The organism is Streptococcus sp. SCPM-O-B-23252 (M501), from assembly GCF_058200355.1.
This window is the reverse complement of the sequence record NZ_JBYQGS010000001.1, coordinates 261,546-278,051: the sequence shown is the minus strand read 5'-3', so window position 1 is coordinate 278,051 and position 16,506 is coordinate 261,546. Positions and strand designations below refer to the sequence as shown.

Genomic DNA, 16,506 nt, shown 5'->3' with positions numbered 1-16,506 from the left:
AAACTTAAATTATTATGATTTTAACATTTTTCGATGGAAAAGTCTCCTCTTTGACCACTTTTTTCTCATTGGTTCTGAGGCTTCTTTGATAGCCCAGTACTTATCGACCATGGTCACGAGGAAAGATTCTTTGTAGCGTGGTGGAGCAAGCGTCAAGCCCCACATATGTTTGAGGATGATATCCTCTTCTTTTTTATTGAGGCTTGTTATCTTTTTTGCGTTTCGGACAGCTATCCGAGGATGTACCCAGGCATGGCTCTTGTTAAATTTGACCTGTCGCCAATCGTAGTAAAAAAGATCGTGTAAGAGTGCTCCCCTTGCTGTACTTTTGGTATCCCAGCCCATCTTCTTAGAAATACGGTAGCTGGTGTAGCTAACATGAATGGAATGCTCCAAGCGGTTGGAATGAATATGGTGGGGAATTTCCTTTAATTTTTGAAGTTTGGGATGCTGGATCAAATGTCCGACCTCAGCCATATATTCTTTGTCTTGTCGATACATGCGTCTCACCTCCTCACATCTGACTAGCGCACTATTCTTCAATCATAGAAAAGATCAAAATCCCAGCAGCAACAGCGACATTCAGGCTCTCTGCCTGACCTGGCATGGTGATATGAACTAGCTGATCTGCATTCTCAGCCATCTTGGAACTAATTCCTTGTCCTTCATTTCCCATGACCAGTACAAAAGCAGGGACTTTCTCCACTTGCTTATAGTCAACGGAGTTTTGGGACAAGGTGGTCGCATAGATAGGTAGCTGACTTTCTTCAATGGCTGTTAAGAGTTGCTCCTTAGGTAAACGGATAACAGGAAGATGAAAATGACTCCCCTGCATAGAGCGCAAGGTTTTCATATTATACAAATCTGCCGATTGATCGGTTAAAAGCACCCCGTCAAAACCTGCTGCATCGGCAGTCCGAATCATGGTGCCGACGTTGCCTGGATCTTGAACATCCTCTAACAATAAATACCGCCCTTGAGTCAGCTGAAGATGCTGGATGGGCTGTATCTTAATTTCTGCCACGATTCCTTGAGGGCTTTTGGAATCAGTAATTTCTGATAAAACCTCCGGAGTTACGATGGTTACCTTCGTATCGACCTTGATTTTATCAACAAACTCTTCCAGAACAAAGACTTGTTCAATCGGAGCCTGATGATTGACAGCTTCTTCATAAAGATGCCAGCCTTCAATCAGGTATGAGTCTGTTCGGTATTTTTTTTGATGAAGTTTTTTAACTTTTTTAATCCCATTATTGGACTTAGAGGTTATAATATTCATAAGACTATTATACCACATTCACAGGAGGAGCTTCTCCGTCCTGAGTAGGAATTCCATCACAAGGAGAACAAGCATGCAAAAAGTTAAAATGACAGCCCAAGGTCGGGTTCAAGGTGTTGGCTTCCGTTGGGGAGTTTATAGCTTAGCGTTAGAAATCGGAGGTATTACAGGTCGGGTCTGGAACAATGATGACGGCACCGTCACTATCCTTGCGGCCTGTGAAGACAATGCCCACATGGCCAAATTTATCCAAGAAATACGAAAAGGTCCTACTCCTTTTTCAAAGGTTTTTTATTTAGATGTTCATCTGGCAAACTTCGAATCCTATAAAGATTTTAAAATTTCAAATTAAGTCCAGAGAACTATTGTTAATTTGATAAAAAAACAGTAGAATAGAAAGGTATTATTTAAAATTAAAGGATTAAAACTCGTGAAAAAATATAAACGTTATTTACTTGCTGCTCTCAGCTTGTCTGCTCTCCTCCTCTTAACAGGATGTGTCAGCATCGACAAGACAACCAAACAACCAACCGGTTTCGTCTGGAATCTGATTGGAAAACCGATGGGGGAAGCCATCAATTTCTTTGCGACAGATCTTGGCCTCGGCTTTGGTCTAGGGATTATCCTCGTAACAGTGATCGTTCGAGTCATCATCTTCCCTCTAGGTATTTATCAATCATGGAAGGCAACCTACCAGTCTGAGAAGATGAACTACCTCAAACCGATCTTTGCACCGATTCAAGAACGTATCAAAAACGCAGAGACTCAAGAAGAAAAACTTCTTGCCAACTCCGAATTAATGAATGCCCAAAAAGAAAACGGCGTCAGCCCATTCGGCGGCATTGGATGCCTGCCTTTGTTGATTCAAATGCCTTTCTTCTCTGCCCTTTTTTATGCAGCTCAATACACTCCTGGTATTAGCAAGGACTCTTTCCTTGGCATTGGTCTCGGTTCAAAAAGTCTGGCTTTAACCTTAGTTGTTGCTGTTCTTTACTACATTCAAAGTATGCTCTCTCTCCATGGTATCGAAGATGAAAACCAAAGAGAAACCATGAAGAAAACAGCTCTTGTAAGCCCAATTATGATTGCAGTCTTCTCTTTGATTTCACCAGCTGGCGTCACTCTCTACTGGGTAGTCGGTGGTTTCGTACAGATTATCCAACAATTTGTCATCAACTACCTCATCCGTCCAAGATTGCGGAAACAAGTTGCTGAGGAATATAAAAACAATCCTCCAAAAGCTCCAGCATCCAATGGACGTCGCGTTAAAAAAGATATCACACCTACTAATCCAGCTAACGCTAATCGTTCCCTTCCAACTAACGGAAACAAAAAACGAAACGCTGGAAAACAACGCAACCGTAACTAACACTAGCAAAAAGGCCGAGATATCATCTCGGCTTTTCCATTACTACAAAAAAAATGAGAGTGACTCACTCTCATTTTTTATTCTGTTTTTTCAACGTTTAAGATTTTCACTTGGTAGCTTCCTGCTGGAGTTTCAATCGTCACAGTGTCCCCTGTTTTGTTACCAATTAAGGCATGACCGATTGGACTTTCATTTGAGATCTTACCAGCAAAAGCATCCGCTCCAGCTGAACCAACAATAATGTAAACATCTTCTTCGTCTTCGCCAATTTCTTGCACGGTAACTGTTTTTCCGATTGCTACTTCATCAACAGCGACAGCATCGCTGTCGACAATTTCAGCATAACGAATTTTTGTTTCTAGGCTGGAGATTTGCCCTTCAACAAAAGCCTGTTCGTCTTTAGCTGCTTCGTATTCACTGTTTTCTGAAAGGTCTCCGTAAGAACGAGCAATTTTAATCCGCTCTACAACTTCTGGACGACGAACTAATTTCAATTCTTCTAATTCTAGTTCTAACTTTTGCTTTTCAGCTAGGGTCATTGGATAGGTTTTTTCTGCCATATTTCTTTCTCTTTTCTATTATTTTTTCGAACTAAAAAGGTGTGGCATGCCACATCCTCCTTAGTTTGAGCTGCTTTCTGTTAATTTGCTATTCACGTGTTCTTCCACGTTTTTAGTGTGTTCCTCATAAGTTTTTGCAAAATAGACTTCCCCAGTCTCTACATTTGCTACAAAGTAGAGGTAGTCTGTCTTGCTTGGGTTAACGGCTGCTTCAATTGCAGATACCCCTGGACTATCTACTGGACCAGGCATCAAACCAGTATTCTTGTAGATATTATAAGGTGAATCGATATTGGTGTCAATCGTTGCGTCTTCTTTTAGTGTCGTCTTCTTGCCTAATTGGCCTTGTGCGTACAAGATAGCAATATTACTTTGAAGAGGCATATCTTGATTCAAACGGTTATAAAAGACGCTTGCAATATCCTTGCGGTCTTTATCGGTAGCACCTTCTTTTTCAATCAAAGAAGCCAGCGTCAATGCCTCATTGACATCAATATTTTTAGCTTCCATGGTGTCATAGTAGGCTGAAAGATTTTGGTCCATTGCAGCTAACATCTGGTCTACAAGATCTTCCATTTTACTATTTTTTCCATAGCCATAAGTAGCTGGGAAGAGATATCCCTCCAAGCGGTAGCGTACGCCACTTTCTTTGGACGGCAAGGTTGCTAGTAACTTAGGATATTTGGCTACCATCTTTTCAATAAAAGCATCATCTTGGATGACTTTTAAGAATTCTTCTTGCGTATATGGAGTCTTGGCACCAGATTTGGAGCTTGCATCCACAGATACCACTTTCGCGATTTGATCAATCGTGTAACCCTCAGGAATCGTAATTTTTCCTAAAACTGGTGGTTCTGGGGTTTTAGTCCCTTGCTCTTGCAATTTTTGAATAATAGTATCGAGATCCATACTCTTTTGTAGATTGAAATAACCGGATTGGAAGTTCCCATAATTCTTGAACTTGGTGTAATAGTTGAAGAACTGGCCATTCTTAATCAAGCCTTTTTTCTCCAAAATAGTTCCAATTTCACGATTGCTAGAACCAGCAGGTATTTCAACGGTTACAAACTCTGTAGCCTTGGCATCCATGGCATTTAAGTTAGATTGAACATAGGTCACTGCAAAAATTCCAGTTGCAATTATTAAAACTAAAAGAATTCCTAAAACCGTCAAGACAATCCGCTTCGCAATAGTATTCTGTTTTTTCTTTTTTTGAACACGTTGGTCACGATCCTTGCGCGAAACACTAGATACCGGTTTTTCTTTTCTCGAAACAGCTACAGGCTGACTTGAACTTTCTGCTTCTCGAGTTGGCTCTTCGATTGGTAGAGGTGTTTCTTCTTGGTTCTCTTCGGCTACTTCCTGAATTGCAGGGACCTCTGTAACCTCTGGCACTTCTACTCTTTCTACTTCCACTGGAATCTCTACTGTTTCCTGAACCTCAGACTCTTCTGACACAAGCTCTGGAAGCGTTCCTTCCGTCTCGCCTTCTTTTTTTTCTGGAATAGAGATTTCTTGAACAGGTAAGTCATATTCTTTTTCAGCTTGTAAAATCTGCTTATTGGCTTCTTCAAGATCACGGAGAATTCGCTCTTTAAAGCTTAATAATTTTTCATTCTCTTGTTGGTTATCAGTCAAATACTTGACCTCCCTTGTCATAATCCTTAATATTATATCTTAAAAGGGATAGAAAAGCAATAGGAACGAGGCTTGAGCGCCTCAAATCCTATTGATCAGTTACTTGATGGAACCTCCCATACTAAATCGTACCAAACTTCTCCAGCATAGTTAGAGTCCGAGCGTCCTTCGTTTACAAAGCCGTTCCTTTCATAATACTCAATCAAGTAATCATGACAGGTCAAACTAACCCCTTCCCGTCCTTCTTCTAAGGCAAGATTTTTCATGGCTTCAAGCAGGGCTTTCCCGACCCCTAAGCCTTGGACAGACGGGGAAATCGAAAGACTCGTAAGGGTAATATAACCTCCTGGTAGATGGGACTCGTCTTTTACGTCCGCTGTAAAAGAGCGGTCCTCGACATATCTAGTTTGTGTCACTGGGCCTTCTAAATAGCCTAGGAGTTGGCCATCCTTGTCAGCGACTAAAAAGCTATTATTAAACGTTTCAATATGTTTTGCAAGCACCGTCTTATCTATTGCCTCTTCTGGACTAAAATTTTCCAGTTCTATGGCAACGATGGCTTCTAAATCCTTCATAGTTGCACGACGAATGTTCATTTTTCTTCCTTTCTATAGGGATAGGTGCCACATTAGGTGATAGCCCTCCACTCCTTCTTCCTTATCCCCTATCTCTAGTTGAAAATCATTCATTTCAAAATACGGAATCAACTCCTCTTGGCAGGTCACATGAATCCCTAACAAGGATTCTTGAGCTACAAGAGACTTGAGTGTGGCGAGTAGCAAGGTGCCAAACCCTTGTTTTCTAAAGTCTGGAAGAATTTCCAACCACAATAATTTTAAAGAGGGATTTTCGAACTGCTCCTCCATCTGAATCAGGCAACTTCCAATCACTTGCCCTTCAAATTCCAAGACCAGGGTTCTAAATCCATTCAGTTCTTGCTGATCCGCTCTTTGAAAAGAAAAATTTTGGGACGTGATCTGTTCGATCTCATCCCAATCATTTTCTTTAGCAAACCGAATCCTAACGCTTGGTTGCATGGTATCTCCCTATTGAACGTTATTGGTCAAGTTCCCAAGCAAACGTTCAAATGAATATTCATAGGTCTGGATATCTCCTGCTCCCATGAAGACATAAACGGCATTGTCATGATCCAAGAGTGGAGAAACATTTTCAGCTGTAATCACACCGGATTTCTTAATAATTTTCGCTTCTAGATCTTCTACTTTGACATCCCCATGATCCACTTCACGAGCTGATCCATAAATCTGTGCCAAGTACACCGCATCTGCCTGATTCAAGGCATCCGCAAACTCATCCAAGAGGGCAATCGTCCGAGTAAAGGTATGAGGTTGGAAGACCGCTACGATTTCCTTACTTGGGTATTTTTGACGGGCCGCATCCAAAGTGGCAATAATCTCAGTTGGATGGTGGGCAAAGTCATCAATGATGACGGTAGCGTTGACAATCTTTTCTGTAAAGCGACGTTTGACCCCGCCAAATGTTTTTAAGTGTTCCCGAACCAAATCAAGATCGAATCCAGCGATATAAAGCAAACCAACGACCGCTGTTGCATTCATGATATTGTGACGTCCAAAGGATGGGATTTGGAATTGTCCCAAATCTTCTCCACGGAAGTGAACACTAAAGATTGATCCCGTAGTAGAACGCAAGAGATCACTGGCTACAAAATCATTACCTTCTTTTTCAAATCCATAGTAGTAAATCGGAGCCTTGGCTGTGATCCGACGAAGTTCAGGATCTTCACCATAGATGAACAAGGCTTTGGAAATTTGTTTGGCATAATCATTGAAGGCATTAAAGACATCTTCTAAGCCAGTAAAGTAATCAGGATGGTCAAAGTCAATATTGGTGATAATCGAATACTCTGGGTGGTAAGGCATAAAGTGACGTTCGTACTCGTCTGATTCAAAGACAAAGTACTTAGCACCTTTCGAACCACGACCAGTTCCATCCCCAATCAAATAGCTAGTATCTGTGATATTAGACAGAACATGAGACAAAATTCCTGTAGTAGAGGTTTTCCCATGAGCTCCTGCTACTCCCATGCTGACAAAATCACGCATAAATTCACCCAAGAATTCATGGTAGCGTTGATAGGTATAGCCTTGAGCATCTGCATAAGCAATCTCTACGTTGTTCTCAGGTTTAAAGGCATTTCCAGCGATCAAGATTTGATCTCCAGTAAGATTTTCTTCGCTGAATGGTAGGATGGTAATCCCTGCTTGTTCTAGACCTCTTTGAGTAAAGTAATATTTCTCTACATCAGATCCTTGTACAGTGTGTCCCATCTGATGGAGCATGAGAGCCAAGGCACTCATACCAGCTCCTTTTATTCCGATAAAATGAAATGTTTTTGACATAGTTTCTCCTCTCGCTAGTCCAGATTGGTCACATTGAGTTCTTGTTTAATGAGTCTCGTTGGAATGTTTTGTTGATCCTTGTTATAGATTTGACTCTTTTTCAAGAAATCATAATTATTTTTTTGGGGTTTCTCTTCTTGGTGGGATTCTTGAACTGGATGTTCCTCAGCACCTTCTAAAAGGATCAATTGCTCTTGTTTCAGTCTCTCGCCGTATTTGATCAATTCACCTGGGGTTTCTTTTTGAAATGGAGCTGTTGGCTTCACTTTTGGCATGAAAGAAGGGGTGAATTTCTTACGATTAGACTTAGATGCAATATCCGCCGTCAAATACGGAGCCGTCCGCTTCTTTTTCAAATCCGCACGCGCTGCTTCACGAGCTTCTTCTGCGTAGCGATTCGCCGGGCTCTTTTTATCAACAGGCTCCTTGAAATCAGGAGTCATTGGCTGCCTTCTTGACTTAGGCACTTCAAATGGTTTTTGAAGGGATTTTTGTAGATTTTTTTGATAAGGTTGCTCTGCTACCTTTCCAGTAGCAATCGGCTCCCATTCTAAATAGTTTTTATCTGTATACTCCCCAAGAATATTACTAATGAAGTCCCCATCATCATATAAATTCATATGGGGCATTTGAGTTAGCATCAATTCATCATCTGCTACTTGAGGAAAATGCTTATCCGTCATCCTATTTCTTCCTTTCGACACTCCATTAATTATAAACTATTCATTTTATTTTTCAAGTTATTCTACCGAAATACCCAAAATTTCCCGAATTTCTTCAATAGAAAGGCTGGAGCGCGTTTCGGTGCCATCTAATATGGTAGAAACTAAATGACGTTTGCTAGTCTGGAGCTCTTGAATTTTTTCTTCGATGGTCCCTCGAGTAATCATCCGGTAGACCTCAACATTCTTATCTTGTCCCATTCGATGGGCACGGCCAATGGCTTGATCTTCTACCGCAGGGTTCCACCATAGGTCAACCAAAATAACCGTGTCAGCACCCGTCAAATTCAAGCCAACTCCACCTGCCTTCAAGGAAATGAGAAAGGCATCCCCTTGACCGGAGTTAAAGGCGTTGGTCATATCTTGGCGCTCATTAGCTGGCGTAGATCCTGTGATTTTAAACGAAGTCATCTTCAGAGCATCCAACTCTTTTTCAATGATATCCAACATGCCCCTAAATTGTGAGAAGATCAACACTCGTTGGTTTCCATCTTTGATCTGCTCTAGCAATTCTCGAAGGCTATCCAGCTTCCCACTTTCTCCAGTATAGTCCTCTAAAAAGAGGGATGGTGTATCACAAATCTGACGAAGACGCATCAAACCAGATAAGATTTCCATCTTACTGCGATTAAGTTCCTCTTCAGAAGAGCTTAGAATGCGGTCTTGCATTTGTTTCAACTGGGCTAAATAGATCGTTTTTTGATCGTCAGCCAATTCATTCTTATAGGTCATCTCAATCAAATCTGGAAGCTCCTGCAAGACTTCACTTTTTTTCCGTCTCATGATAAAGGGCTTGACGTATTGAGAAATAGTCGCTGGACTCAATTGTTTAAATTCTTTTTTACCCGGAAACAAACCAGGAAGAACAATTTGGAAAATCGACCAGAGTTCCTCTACATGGTTTTCTATTGGCGTTCCCGACAAAGCAAAGGTATGAGGAACATCGAATTTCCGTAAGTATTGAGCAATCTTGGTTTGGGAATTTTTCATGACCTGGGCTTCATCCAAGATTAAATATTGGTACTGATTTTTTTCGTATTGCTCTACGTCCTGGCGGAAGGAAGCGTAACTGGTAATCGCTACCTGAGGATTGCTTGCAATCACCTCGTCGCGACTTGCTTTGAGGCCATAGATGACCTCCACTTCCATTTGTGGAGCAAACTTTTCGAACTCCTCTTTCCAATTATAGATTAGACTAGATGGGGCTAAAATCAAAATCTTAGAATCCGCTGTCGCAACACTTGAGAGAAAGGCAATGGTCTGGAGGGTCTTTCCAAGTCCCATATCATCTGCCAAAATCCCCCCAAAGCCATAGTGATTAAGCATGGATAGCCAGCGGACTCCGACTTCCTGATAATCTCGAAGTTTAGCTGTCACTTGCAACTCACCCAAAGGAAATTGTTCTGGATGAATCAAGTCATGAGCCAAGCGACGAAACTCTTCAGAAAATTGGACATTGTCAGCTGACTCAAATAACTGGGAAAGCTGGAAGGCTGCAATGCGATTGGTTTGTAACTGACCTGTTTTTGTCTTCTTTGCACGAAGATTCAATAAAGTCTGACTAATCCGCTTGGTTTCTTCATCAAAGATTAGAACCTTTCCTGATTGACTGATATAATAGTCATTCTTCTCAATCAAGGCACTCATCACTTGCTCAACCTCAGAGGGATCAATGGAGTCAAATTCAAAACCAATCTCAAGGAGACGACCACTGGTTTGAATGGCAATCTTTGGCTTTTCAACCTGATACAGATCTAACAACTTATCCGAAACTTCGACCTCTCCCAGTTCTTCAAACAAGGGAAGGGTCTGCTGAAAGAAGGGATAGATCTGCTTGGGAAGGAGAGGAGCTCGTTTTGTTTGAAATTGATTGGTAAAGCCAGCTGTCAAGATGGTTTCAAAAACCAAACGTTCCTTATCAAAATTACTGGAATAAGGCAGATCCTTAAGTTCTTTCTCTGAGCGAACGATACGGTCCTCGTAGACAAAAACTAGATCCAGCAGCACTTCTCCTTGCTCCGATAAATCAAAAGCAAAGTGAGGTTGAAAATCGTGAATATAGAAATTACTTGGTGCTTTCACCTCACCAATTTTCCTGAATTGCTCTAAGCTATAGGTTAATTTGGTCTGATCAGACAAATCAAATTGAACATGTCTTTTCTGATCACTGGAGAGGGGTAAACTCTGCACAGCCTCAATCAAAATCTTTTGAAGCGGTGATATTTGATAAAAATGGCCATTTGCCAAAAGAAAGCGACCTTCCACCATTTTATAGGAAGCCACTTGGACCTGTAGTTCGATAAACTCCTTCATTTCCACTACTTGGAAAGAAAACAAGCCGGAATCTTCCTGGAGTTCTTGAAAGAATACTTCCTGATAGGTATCCAGTCCGACTTCAAGGGTAAAGGACGGTAAGTCCATCAATAATTGCACAGCTTCTTCAAAGAAGCTCATTGAAAAGTAAAGATGACGACCCCCATTTGGAAAGAAGAGGGCATCATGCACCGTATCTCCCGATAACAAGCCTTCTAAGAATCGAATTAAGGCACGACTTTCAGGGTCAAAGGCTGCATAGGAAATCGGCTCGTAATAACTTTTTCCAATCGCAAAATGGGACTGTTTTCTGATGGCTTGCAAAAAAGCTACAACATCCCGCACCACATAAGATCTCTCATCCGGTCTGCGATAGATACGAAGGGTCCACAAAAACTGACCGGAATAGTCGTCTACATGACCGGTTGCTGAAAGACCAAAACGGACTTCTTTGCTTTCAATTTTTGGTAGGACTTGATCTAAAAACAAACTTCCAAAAGATACTTTTTCCTTTGTTTCTTGACTTTCTGTTGCATCTTGCTCCAAACCAAGCAAGAGTTCCTTCCCTTCTTCATCATTTTTTAAAAAGGCTTCTCCTGCGGCTAAATGCACACAGAATTTTTTCTTCTGGAAAAACTCACAACTACAAAAAATTGCTTGATCATCTAGACTATAGCGGAGGGACTCATTGTCAATTCTGAAATAGAGGTACTGATTCTTCATTTCCTGTAGGGATACTTTCCCGTTTTCATAGAGAAGGATTCCTTCTGAACGGATTTTACCAGGAATTAATTTTGCCATATTTACCACCTTATGTTTATCCCTTTATTATATCATATCCCCTCTAAAATAGAAAAAAAAGACAAAGAATTGTAAAGAATTCAATACCTGATTTTACTATCACCTACTCTACTTTTCTTTTTCCATTCAAATTAAAGAAGAGGTATTCTTAGAAACTTCCCGTAGGTGAGTACGGACGTCAGCGAACTTCTATGAAGTTCCATGACTTAGTTTTGGACCTAAGGTTCCAAAACTCCCGAGTGCTAGAAACAATCTTGTTTCTAGCACTTTTCTCACGGCGGAAAGTTTCAGATCTACTTGAATGACTCCAAAAATAAAAGTCATTATTTGAAATATAGCTAGCTATTTTATGTTAAAAATGGTTTGTTTAGATTCTAAAAGGAACACCAAGTGTGTTCCTTTTATTTTATTCTCTTATAGCCTTCTTTTTTGAAATTTTTGATATGTTCTGAATAGTTGGCCAGTTCTCCAAACGTTTTTTTCTCATCGTTGGCTTTATTTAAGGCTTCAACATCTAAGTCTTGGTAGACGATCTTGGTATGAATCATCAGTCCACCCTCTTTCGTCCGACTCACATCTGTTGTATAGCCCGAAATTCCTTTTTTAGGTTCAACAATTTCTTTTTTAATATATTCGAACTCAGAGTCATCTTCAATATTTACATTAAAATTATCAGCCCAAAACTCTTCAGAGATCATTTGATTGGCTCTATGTCGAATCGTCACTCGAAGAAGAATGTCTTTATCTTTTTTCTCATAGGTTTCTTCTCTTTCAATGCTACAAGCTGTTAGTCCTAGAAACACAATGAATGGGACAGCCAACATGAGTCCTTGTTTCAAAATTTTCATAAATACCTACTTCCGTTTCCGAGCAATCAAATGGATTGGGGTTCCTTCAAAGACAAAGGCTTTCCGAATTTGATTTTCCAAGAAACGAAGATAAGAGAAGTGCATGAGCTCTTCTTCATTGACAAAGACCACAAAGGTTGGTGGTTTGGTAGCAACCTGAGTCGCATAGAAGATTTTTAGACGTTTTCCTTTATCTGTCGGTGTCGGATTAATGGCAATGGCATCCATGATGACATCGTTCAAGACAGCTGAAGGAATCCGTGTATTTTGGCTTTCACTGATCTGCTTGATCATATCTGGTAACTTGTGCAAGCGTTGTTTGGTCAAAGCAGAGACAAAGATAATAGGTGCATAAGATAAGTATTGGAATTGATCTCGAATATCATCTTCCCATTGCTTCATGGTGTGGTTATCCTTTTCAAGGGTATCCCACTTATTGACCACGATGATCATCCCTTTCCCAGCTTCATGGGCAAATCCGGCAATCCGCTTATCGTACTCGCGGATTCCTTCTTCTGCGTTCAAGACCATCAAGACCACATCCGAGCGATCGATAGCCCGCATAGCCCTCATCACAGAATATTTCTCTGTATTTTCATATACTTTACCAGATTTTCGCATTCCGGCTGTATCAATCATGGTGTACTCTTGGCCTTCTGCATCGGTGAAATGGGTGTCAATCGCATCCCGCGTAGTCCCTGCTACAGGACTGGCAATGACGCGGTCTTCCCCAAGGATGGCATTGATCAGACTAGATTTTCCGACATTTGGGCGGCCAATCAAGCTGAACTTAATGACATCTGGATTTTCTGGCTCCCGATCCGTCGGAAGGTTTTCAACAATAGCATCCAAGACATCCCCTGTACCAATCCCGTGCACAGATGACACTGGCAAGGGTTCTCCCAAGCCAAGAGCATAGAAATCATAGATGTCAGTTCGCATCTCTGGATTATCGACTTTATTGACTGCTAAAATGACTGGTTTGTGGGTCTTGTAGAGCATCCGAGCCACATACTCATCTGCATCGGTAATCCCTTCTTTTCCAGATACGACAAAGACAATGACGTCTGCTTCATCCATGGCAATCTCCGCTTGGTGCTTGATTTGCTCCATGAAAGGTGCGTCCACGTCATCAATCCCGCCAGTATCAATAATACTAAATTGATGGTTGAGCCACTCAGCCGTTGCATAAATACGGTCCCGAGTAACCCCTTCGACATCCTCGACAATGGAAATCCGCTCACCGGCAATCCGGTTAAAGAGCGTTGACTTCCCGACATTTGGACGTCCTACAATGGCAACAGTAGGTAAAGCCATGGTGTCCTCTTTTCTCTTATTTTTCTAGTTGGTGTTTCTTTAATAATTCTGCCGTAGCAGCTGGTTCTTCCTGTCCAAATTGGGCAGCCAAACGTTGGCTCCAAGTATCCGTTGCCCGTGCCCCAGCATAGGCAGTCTGTACTCGATCAAAGGCTTCAATCACTTCAGGAGTCTGCTCCTGGTAACTTTCTTTGAAGACAACAGCTTCCAAAGGAAGGCGGGGCTTCACAGGATGGTTCTGATTTGGCACTCCTAAAGCCATCCCAAAGACAGGATAGGTGTAGTCTGGTAAGTTAAATAGTTTCGCCACTTCAGCTGCTTCATACCGAACCAAACCAATAATGACTCCTCCGTAGCCTAGACTTTCAGCAGCCAGCAAGGTATTCTGACCTGCCAAGGCAGCATCTACAGAAGTAATCAATAAATTATCTGGTCCTTCTGGATGGAATTGATCCGTATGCATCCGAACCCCTTTTTCAGCTCGGTTGAGATCTCCTACAAACAGTAAGAAAACAGAGCATTGACGAATCGCCTCCTGAGGGACGAATTGGTAAAGCGCCTCTTTCTTTTCCTGGCTTCTCACTAAGATAATGGAATAAGACTGGAAGTTCTTCCAAGAGGAAGCCATCTGTCCTGCTGTTAGGATCGCTTGAAGGTCATCCTCTTTGATGTCCTCCTCCTTAAAGCGACGGACAGAAGAATGAGATTTCATCAAATCAATTATAGTATTCATCGGCGATTTTCTCCCTCTAGGCGGACTTCTTTAGCAAGGAACTTAATTCGCTCCATGACACGTTTGGCTTGCCAAGTCTCATCTCCATTCCGTGATGTAGCAAAATGACGTTCTAAATCTTCAAAATTGAAATTCGAAGTAAAGAAGGTTGGAAGAATCTCCTGCATCCGGTGTTGCAAAATCACTTGCAAGACTTCATCCCGGACCCAAGGCGACATCTGCTCCGCCCCAATATCGTCTAGAATCAAGATTTCAGCCTTCTTGACCTGATCCAACATCTCTTTAACTTGCCCTGTGTTGATGGCATTTTTGACATCGATGACAAAGCTTGGAAAATGCAAGAGGGTTGAAGAAGCCTGCCGTTTTTCAGACAAGTCATGAGCAAGAGCTGCCATCATATAGCTTTTCCCAACTCCGAAATCTCCGTATAGAAAAATTCCTTTACGAGCTTGAGGATAGGAAGCAACAAAATTGGCCAACTCTTCAAAGGCTCCAAAACGTCCCCGATCATCCAAGTCGACTTTCGCTAAGGAAGCTTCCTTCAAGGTACTTGGCAAGTTAATCAACTGCAAGCGTTTATTGATAGCAGCTTGTTTTTGTGCCTCAATCAACTCAGGTGTCTCTTCATAGGAAACATCCGCATAGCCCTCATTCATGACCAATACAGGCTTATACCCTCTTGCAATATAATCTTCATCCCCTAGGACAAAACGATTCCGTTCACTGATGTATTGGTTAAATTTGGAAATGCTGCGACGGATTTCTGCTTCCGACAAGGCTTCCTTTTGAATAAAGTTTGCAATCTCAGGTTCGGCGAGAATTTGAGCTACCAATTCTTCATAATTGAACTGCTGTGATCGATTCATCTGGGATATGGTTTTCCCTACGCTCTCCATTTACTCCCCTCCTTGATTTAATTTCTCGAGCAAGGCCCGTTTTTGTTGTTCCAAATCAGCCTGTTCTTCCTGGCTGGTCTGATTGGTATAGTTAGGCTGACTCCACTTAGGAACATTGGTTTTTCCAGTCGCTTGTCCACTCTTAGTTGCTTTCTCTTTTGCTTTTTGTGTATGAGAGTCTTGGCGCTGGCGGATCTTCAGGACAGCCTCCTCGGCCGTTTTAATCCCCTCATACGCAAAATCATTCCCAACCTTTAAAGCATATTTTTCATTGAGATTGGCAGAAGCAACCTTATTAAAGGTCAAGAGCAAAATCACGTTTATGACTTCATCTAAGAGACCTAACTGGGCCAAATCAGAAATCACCTTACGCTCAGATTGGGTCACGACAGCCTTACGCGCTTTTTTAATTCCTGCTAAAAATTGGAGACTAGTCCTATTTTTAGCTTCTCGGATAATGGCTCTTTCCTGCGGAGTGAACTCATCCTTACCGTTTTCCTGTGGTTGTTGGGTTAGTTTCTGTCTCATCCGCTTGGTCGAAATGATCAAATTAGCCGCTGTCTCCTTGGCCAAGAGATAGGTCTCATACCAAGTCCAATTCTTCTCTTCTGTGATGGCATAGAGAACCAAGAGGTCTTCTTGTTCGTTCTCAAAACGGAGACCATCTCGCGCCATTAATTGTTTAAAGTGCTCCAAACTGAAGGAAGATGTTTTCTTCTGATGGGTCGAAACTCCATCAATCCCAAAGACAGAGGCAAAGTTCACCTTCCGTTTTTCGCCCTCTGGTTTTTCAGGAAGCAAGTCACGAACTGCCGCTTCTCCTATTTTTTTCTCCAGCAATTTCTGATAAGCAACATTGGCAAAAAATTGATCTGCTTCTAGCGGAGCCAAAAATCGGAACTGAAGTCCTTCATCTGTCTCAAAAACCTCTAGTAAATTCATGGCAATCAAACGGTCTAGACTTTCGAGAAAATGAGCGAACCCTAGATCCAAATGATTTAAAACAACAGCAATCAGCCGTTTTTCTTTCCCCTGATCATAGAGACTCAGCAGAAAAGTATATAATTGACTTGCTTGAACACCTAATATTGGTCCATACAGATGCGTGAAAGAGGCTCCTGTAGGCGCTAAATAATTATTCTTCAAGAAAGAAAATGAAGTATTGGGCTTCATCTATTTTTCCTTTTTCTTCTTCGTTCCTTTGGTAATCTGCTTTAAGAGACTTTCCAATTCACCAACATCCTTGAAACTACGATAGACACTCGCAAATCGAACATAGGTAATTTCGTCCAATTCTGCTAACTCGTCCATGACAAGTGATCCGATATAGTCACTCTGGATCTCATTTTCACTCTGACTACGAATCTTTTGTTCGATTCGCCCCACAATTTCCTCAATTTCGTCACTCGACACGGGACGTTTCTGAGCAGATCGAATAATCCCATTAAATATTTTATCTCTAGAAAACTGTTCCCGGGTGCCATCTTTTTTCACCACAACAAGAGTCCGCTCTTCTACTCGTTCATAAGTGGTGAAGCGATGATGACATTCATCACATTCTCTTCTTCTACGAATCGTTTTCCCGTCTTCTGCCTGGCGACTATCTACAACACTAGACTTATTTCCGCCACATTTTGGACACCGCATGG

17 protein-coding genes are annotated in these 16,506 nt (G+C 41.6%); 2 read left to right on the top strand and 15 right to left on the bottom strand.

Annotation, left to right across the window (positions count from 1 at the left end):
- Positions 1–12 precede the first annotated feature (12 nt).
- The gene (locus tag AC3E6G_RS01310; RefSeq protein ID WP_048715413.1) at positions 13–501 is read right to left on the bottom strand and encodes an HDIG domain-containing metalloprotein; all 489 of its coding nucleotides are present in this window, start codon (positions 499–501) and stop codon (positions 13–15) included.
- 31 nt (positions 502–532) lie between these two features.
- The gene (locus AC3E6G_RS01305; RefSeq protein WP_490700278.1) at positions 533–1,279 is read right to left on the bottom strand and encodes a TrmH family RNA methyltransferase; all 747 of its coding nucleotides are present in this window, start codon (positions 1,277–1,279) and stop codon (positions 533–535) included.
- Between the two features lie 73 nt (positions 1,280–1,352).
- On the opposite strand from AC3E6G_RS01305, the gene AC3E6G_RS01300 reads away from it, so the two are divergent.
- Together AC3E6G_RS01300 and yidC are read left to right on the top strand one after the other, a co-directional pair.
- Positions 1,353–1,631, top strand: coding sequence for an acylphosphatase (locus tag AC3E6G_RS01300; RefSeq protein WP_490700277.1), 279 nt, complete (start codon positions 1,353–1,355; stop codon positions 1,629–1,631).
- A 78-nt stretch (positions 1,632–1,709) separates the two neighbouring features.
- Complete coding sequence (yidC, locus tag AC3E6G_RS01295; protein ID WP_490700276.1) at positions 1,710–2,648, top strand: membrane protein insertase YidC; 939 nt, start codon at positions 1,710–1,712, stop codon at positions 2,646–2,648.
- Positions 2,649–2,725: 77 nt separating this feature from the next.
- Here the strand turns inward: yidC and greA are convergent, their stop codons facing one another.
- The 13 genes from greA to nrdR form a co-directional block, all read right to left on the bottom strand.
- Complete coding sequence (gene greA, locus AC3E6G_RS01290; RefSeq protein ID WP_048688326.1) at positions 2,726–3,208, bottom strand: transcription elongation factor GreA; 483 nt, start codon at positions 3,206–3,208, stop codon at positions 2,726–2,728.
- Between the two features lie 60 nt (positions 3,209–3,268).
- A complete protein-coding gene (gene mltG / locus AC3E6G_RS01285; protein WP_443032518.1) occupies positions 3,269–4,879 on the bottom strand; it encodes an endolytic transglycosylase MltG in 1,611 nt (536 codons plus the stop codon).
- A 62-nt stretch (positions 4,880–4,941) separates the two neighbouring features.
- Entirely contained in the window at positions 4,942–5,442 is a 501-nt protein-coding gene (locus AC3E6G_RS01280; protein ID WP_048789528.1) for a GNAT family N-acetyltransferase, read from the bottom strand.
- Positions 5,443–5,454: 12 nt separating this feature from the next.
- The gene (locus AC3E6G_RS01275; protein ID WP_048789527.1) at positions 5,455–5,883 is read right to left on the bottom strand and encodes a GNAT family N-acetyltransferase; all 429 of its coding nucleotides are present in this window, start codon (positions 5,881–5,883) and stop codon (positions 5,455–5,457) included.
- Between the two features lie 9 nt (positions 5,884–5,892).
- On the bottom strand, positions 5,893–7,227 hold the full coding sequence (gene murC, locus AC3E6G_RS01270) for a UDP-N-acetylmuramate--L-alanine ligase (protein ID WP_125334823.1): 1,335 nt from the start codon (positions 7,225–7,227) through the stop codon (positions 5,893–5,895).
- A 14-nt stretch (positions 7,228–7,241) separates the two neighbouring features.
- Positions 7,242–7,910: a divisome accessory protein ZapJ gene (gene zapJ / locus AC3E6G_RS01265; protein WP_285338256.1), complete on the bottom strand. Its 669-nt coding sequence runs from the start codon at positions 7,908–7,910 to the stop codon at positions 7,242–7,244.
- A 57-nt stretch (positions 7,911–7,967) separates the two neighbouring features.
- Positions 7,968–11,063, bottom strand: coding sequence for a pilus expression-regulating Snf2 family helicase (locus AC3E6G_RS01260; protein ID WP_314836945.1), 3,096 nt, complete (start codon positions 11,061–11,063; stop codon positions 7,968–7,970).
- 401 nt (positions 11,064–11,464) lie between these two features.
- A complete protein-coding gene (locus AC3E6G_RS01255; RefSeq protein WP_048789523.1) occupies positions 11,465–11,911 on the bottom strand; it encodes a hypothetical protein in 447 nt (148 codons plus the stop codon).
- A 6-nt stretch (positions 11,912–11,917) separates the two neighbouring features.
- Positions 11,918–13,228, bottom strand: coding sequence for a ribosome biogenesis GTPase Der (der, locus tag AC3E6G_RS01250; RefSeq protein ID WP_006595767.1), 1,311 nt, complete (start codon positions 13,226–13,228; stop codon positions 11,918–11,920).
- A gap of 16 nt (positions 13,229–13,244) precedes the next feature.
- Positions 13,245–13,961 carry an NADPH-dependent oxidoreductase gene (locus AC3E6G_RS01245; protein WP_125334831.1) on the bottom strand — a complete coding sequence of 239 codons (717 nt, stop codon included), beginning with the start codon at positions 13,959–13,961 and terminating at the stop codon, positions 13,245–13,247.
- The gene (dnaI, locus tag AC3E6G_RS01240) at positions 13,958–14,857 is read right to left on the bottom strand and encodes a primosomal protein DnaI (RefSeq protein WP_048789522.1); all 900 of its coding nucleotides are present in this window, start codon (positions 14,855–14,857) and stop codon (positions 13,958–13,960) included. Before dnaI ends, AC3E6G_RS01245 begins: the two co-directional genes overlap by 4 nt.
- Entirely contained in the window at positions 14,858–16,030 is a 1,173-nt protein-coding gene (locus tag AC3E6G_RS01235; RefSeq protein ID WP_125334833.1) for a replication initiation and membrane attachment family protein, read from the bottom strand.
- Positions 16,031–16,504, bottom strand: a complete 474-nt coding sequence (nrdR, locus tag AC3E6G_RS01230; protein WP_006595763.1) for a transcriptional regulator NrdR — start codon at positions 16,502–16,504, stop codon at positions 16,031–16,033.
- Positions 16,505–16,506: the final 2 nt, after the last annotated feature.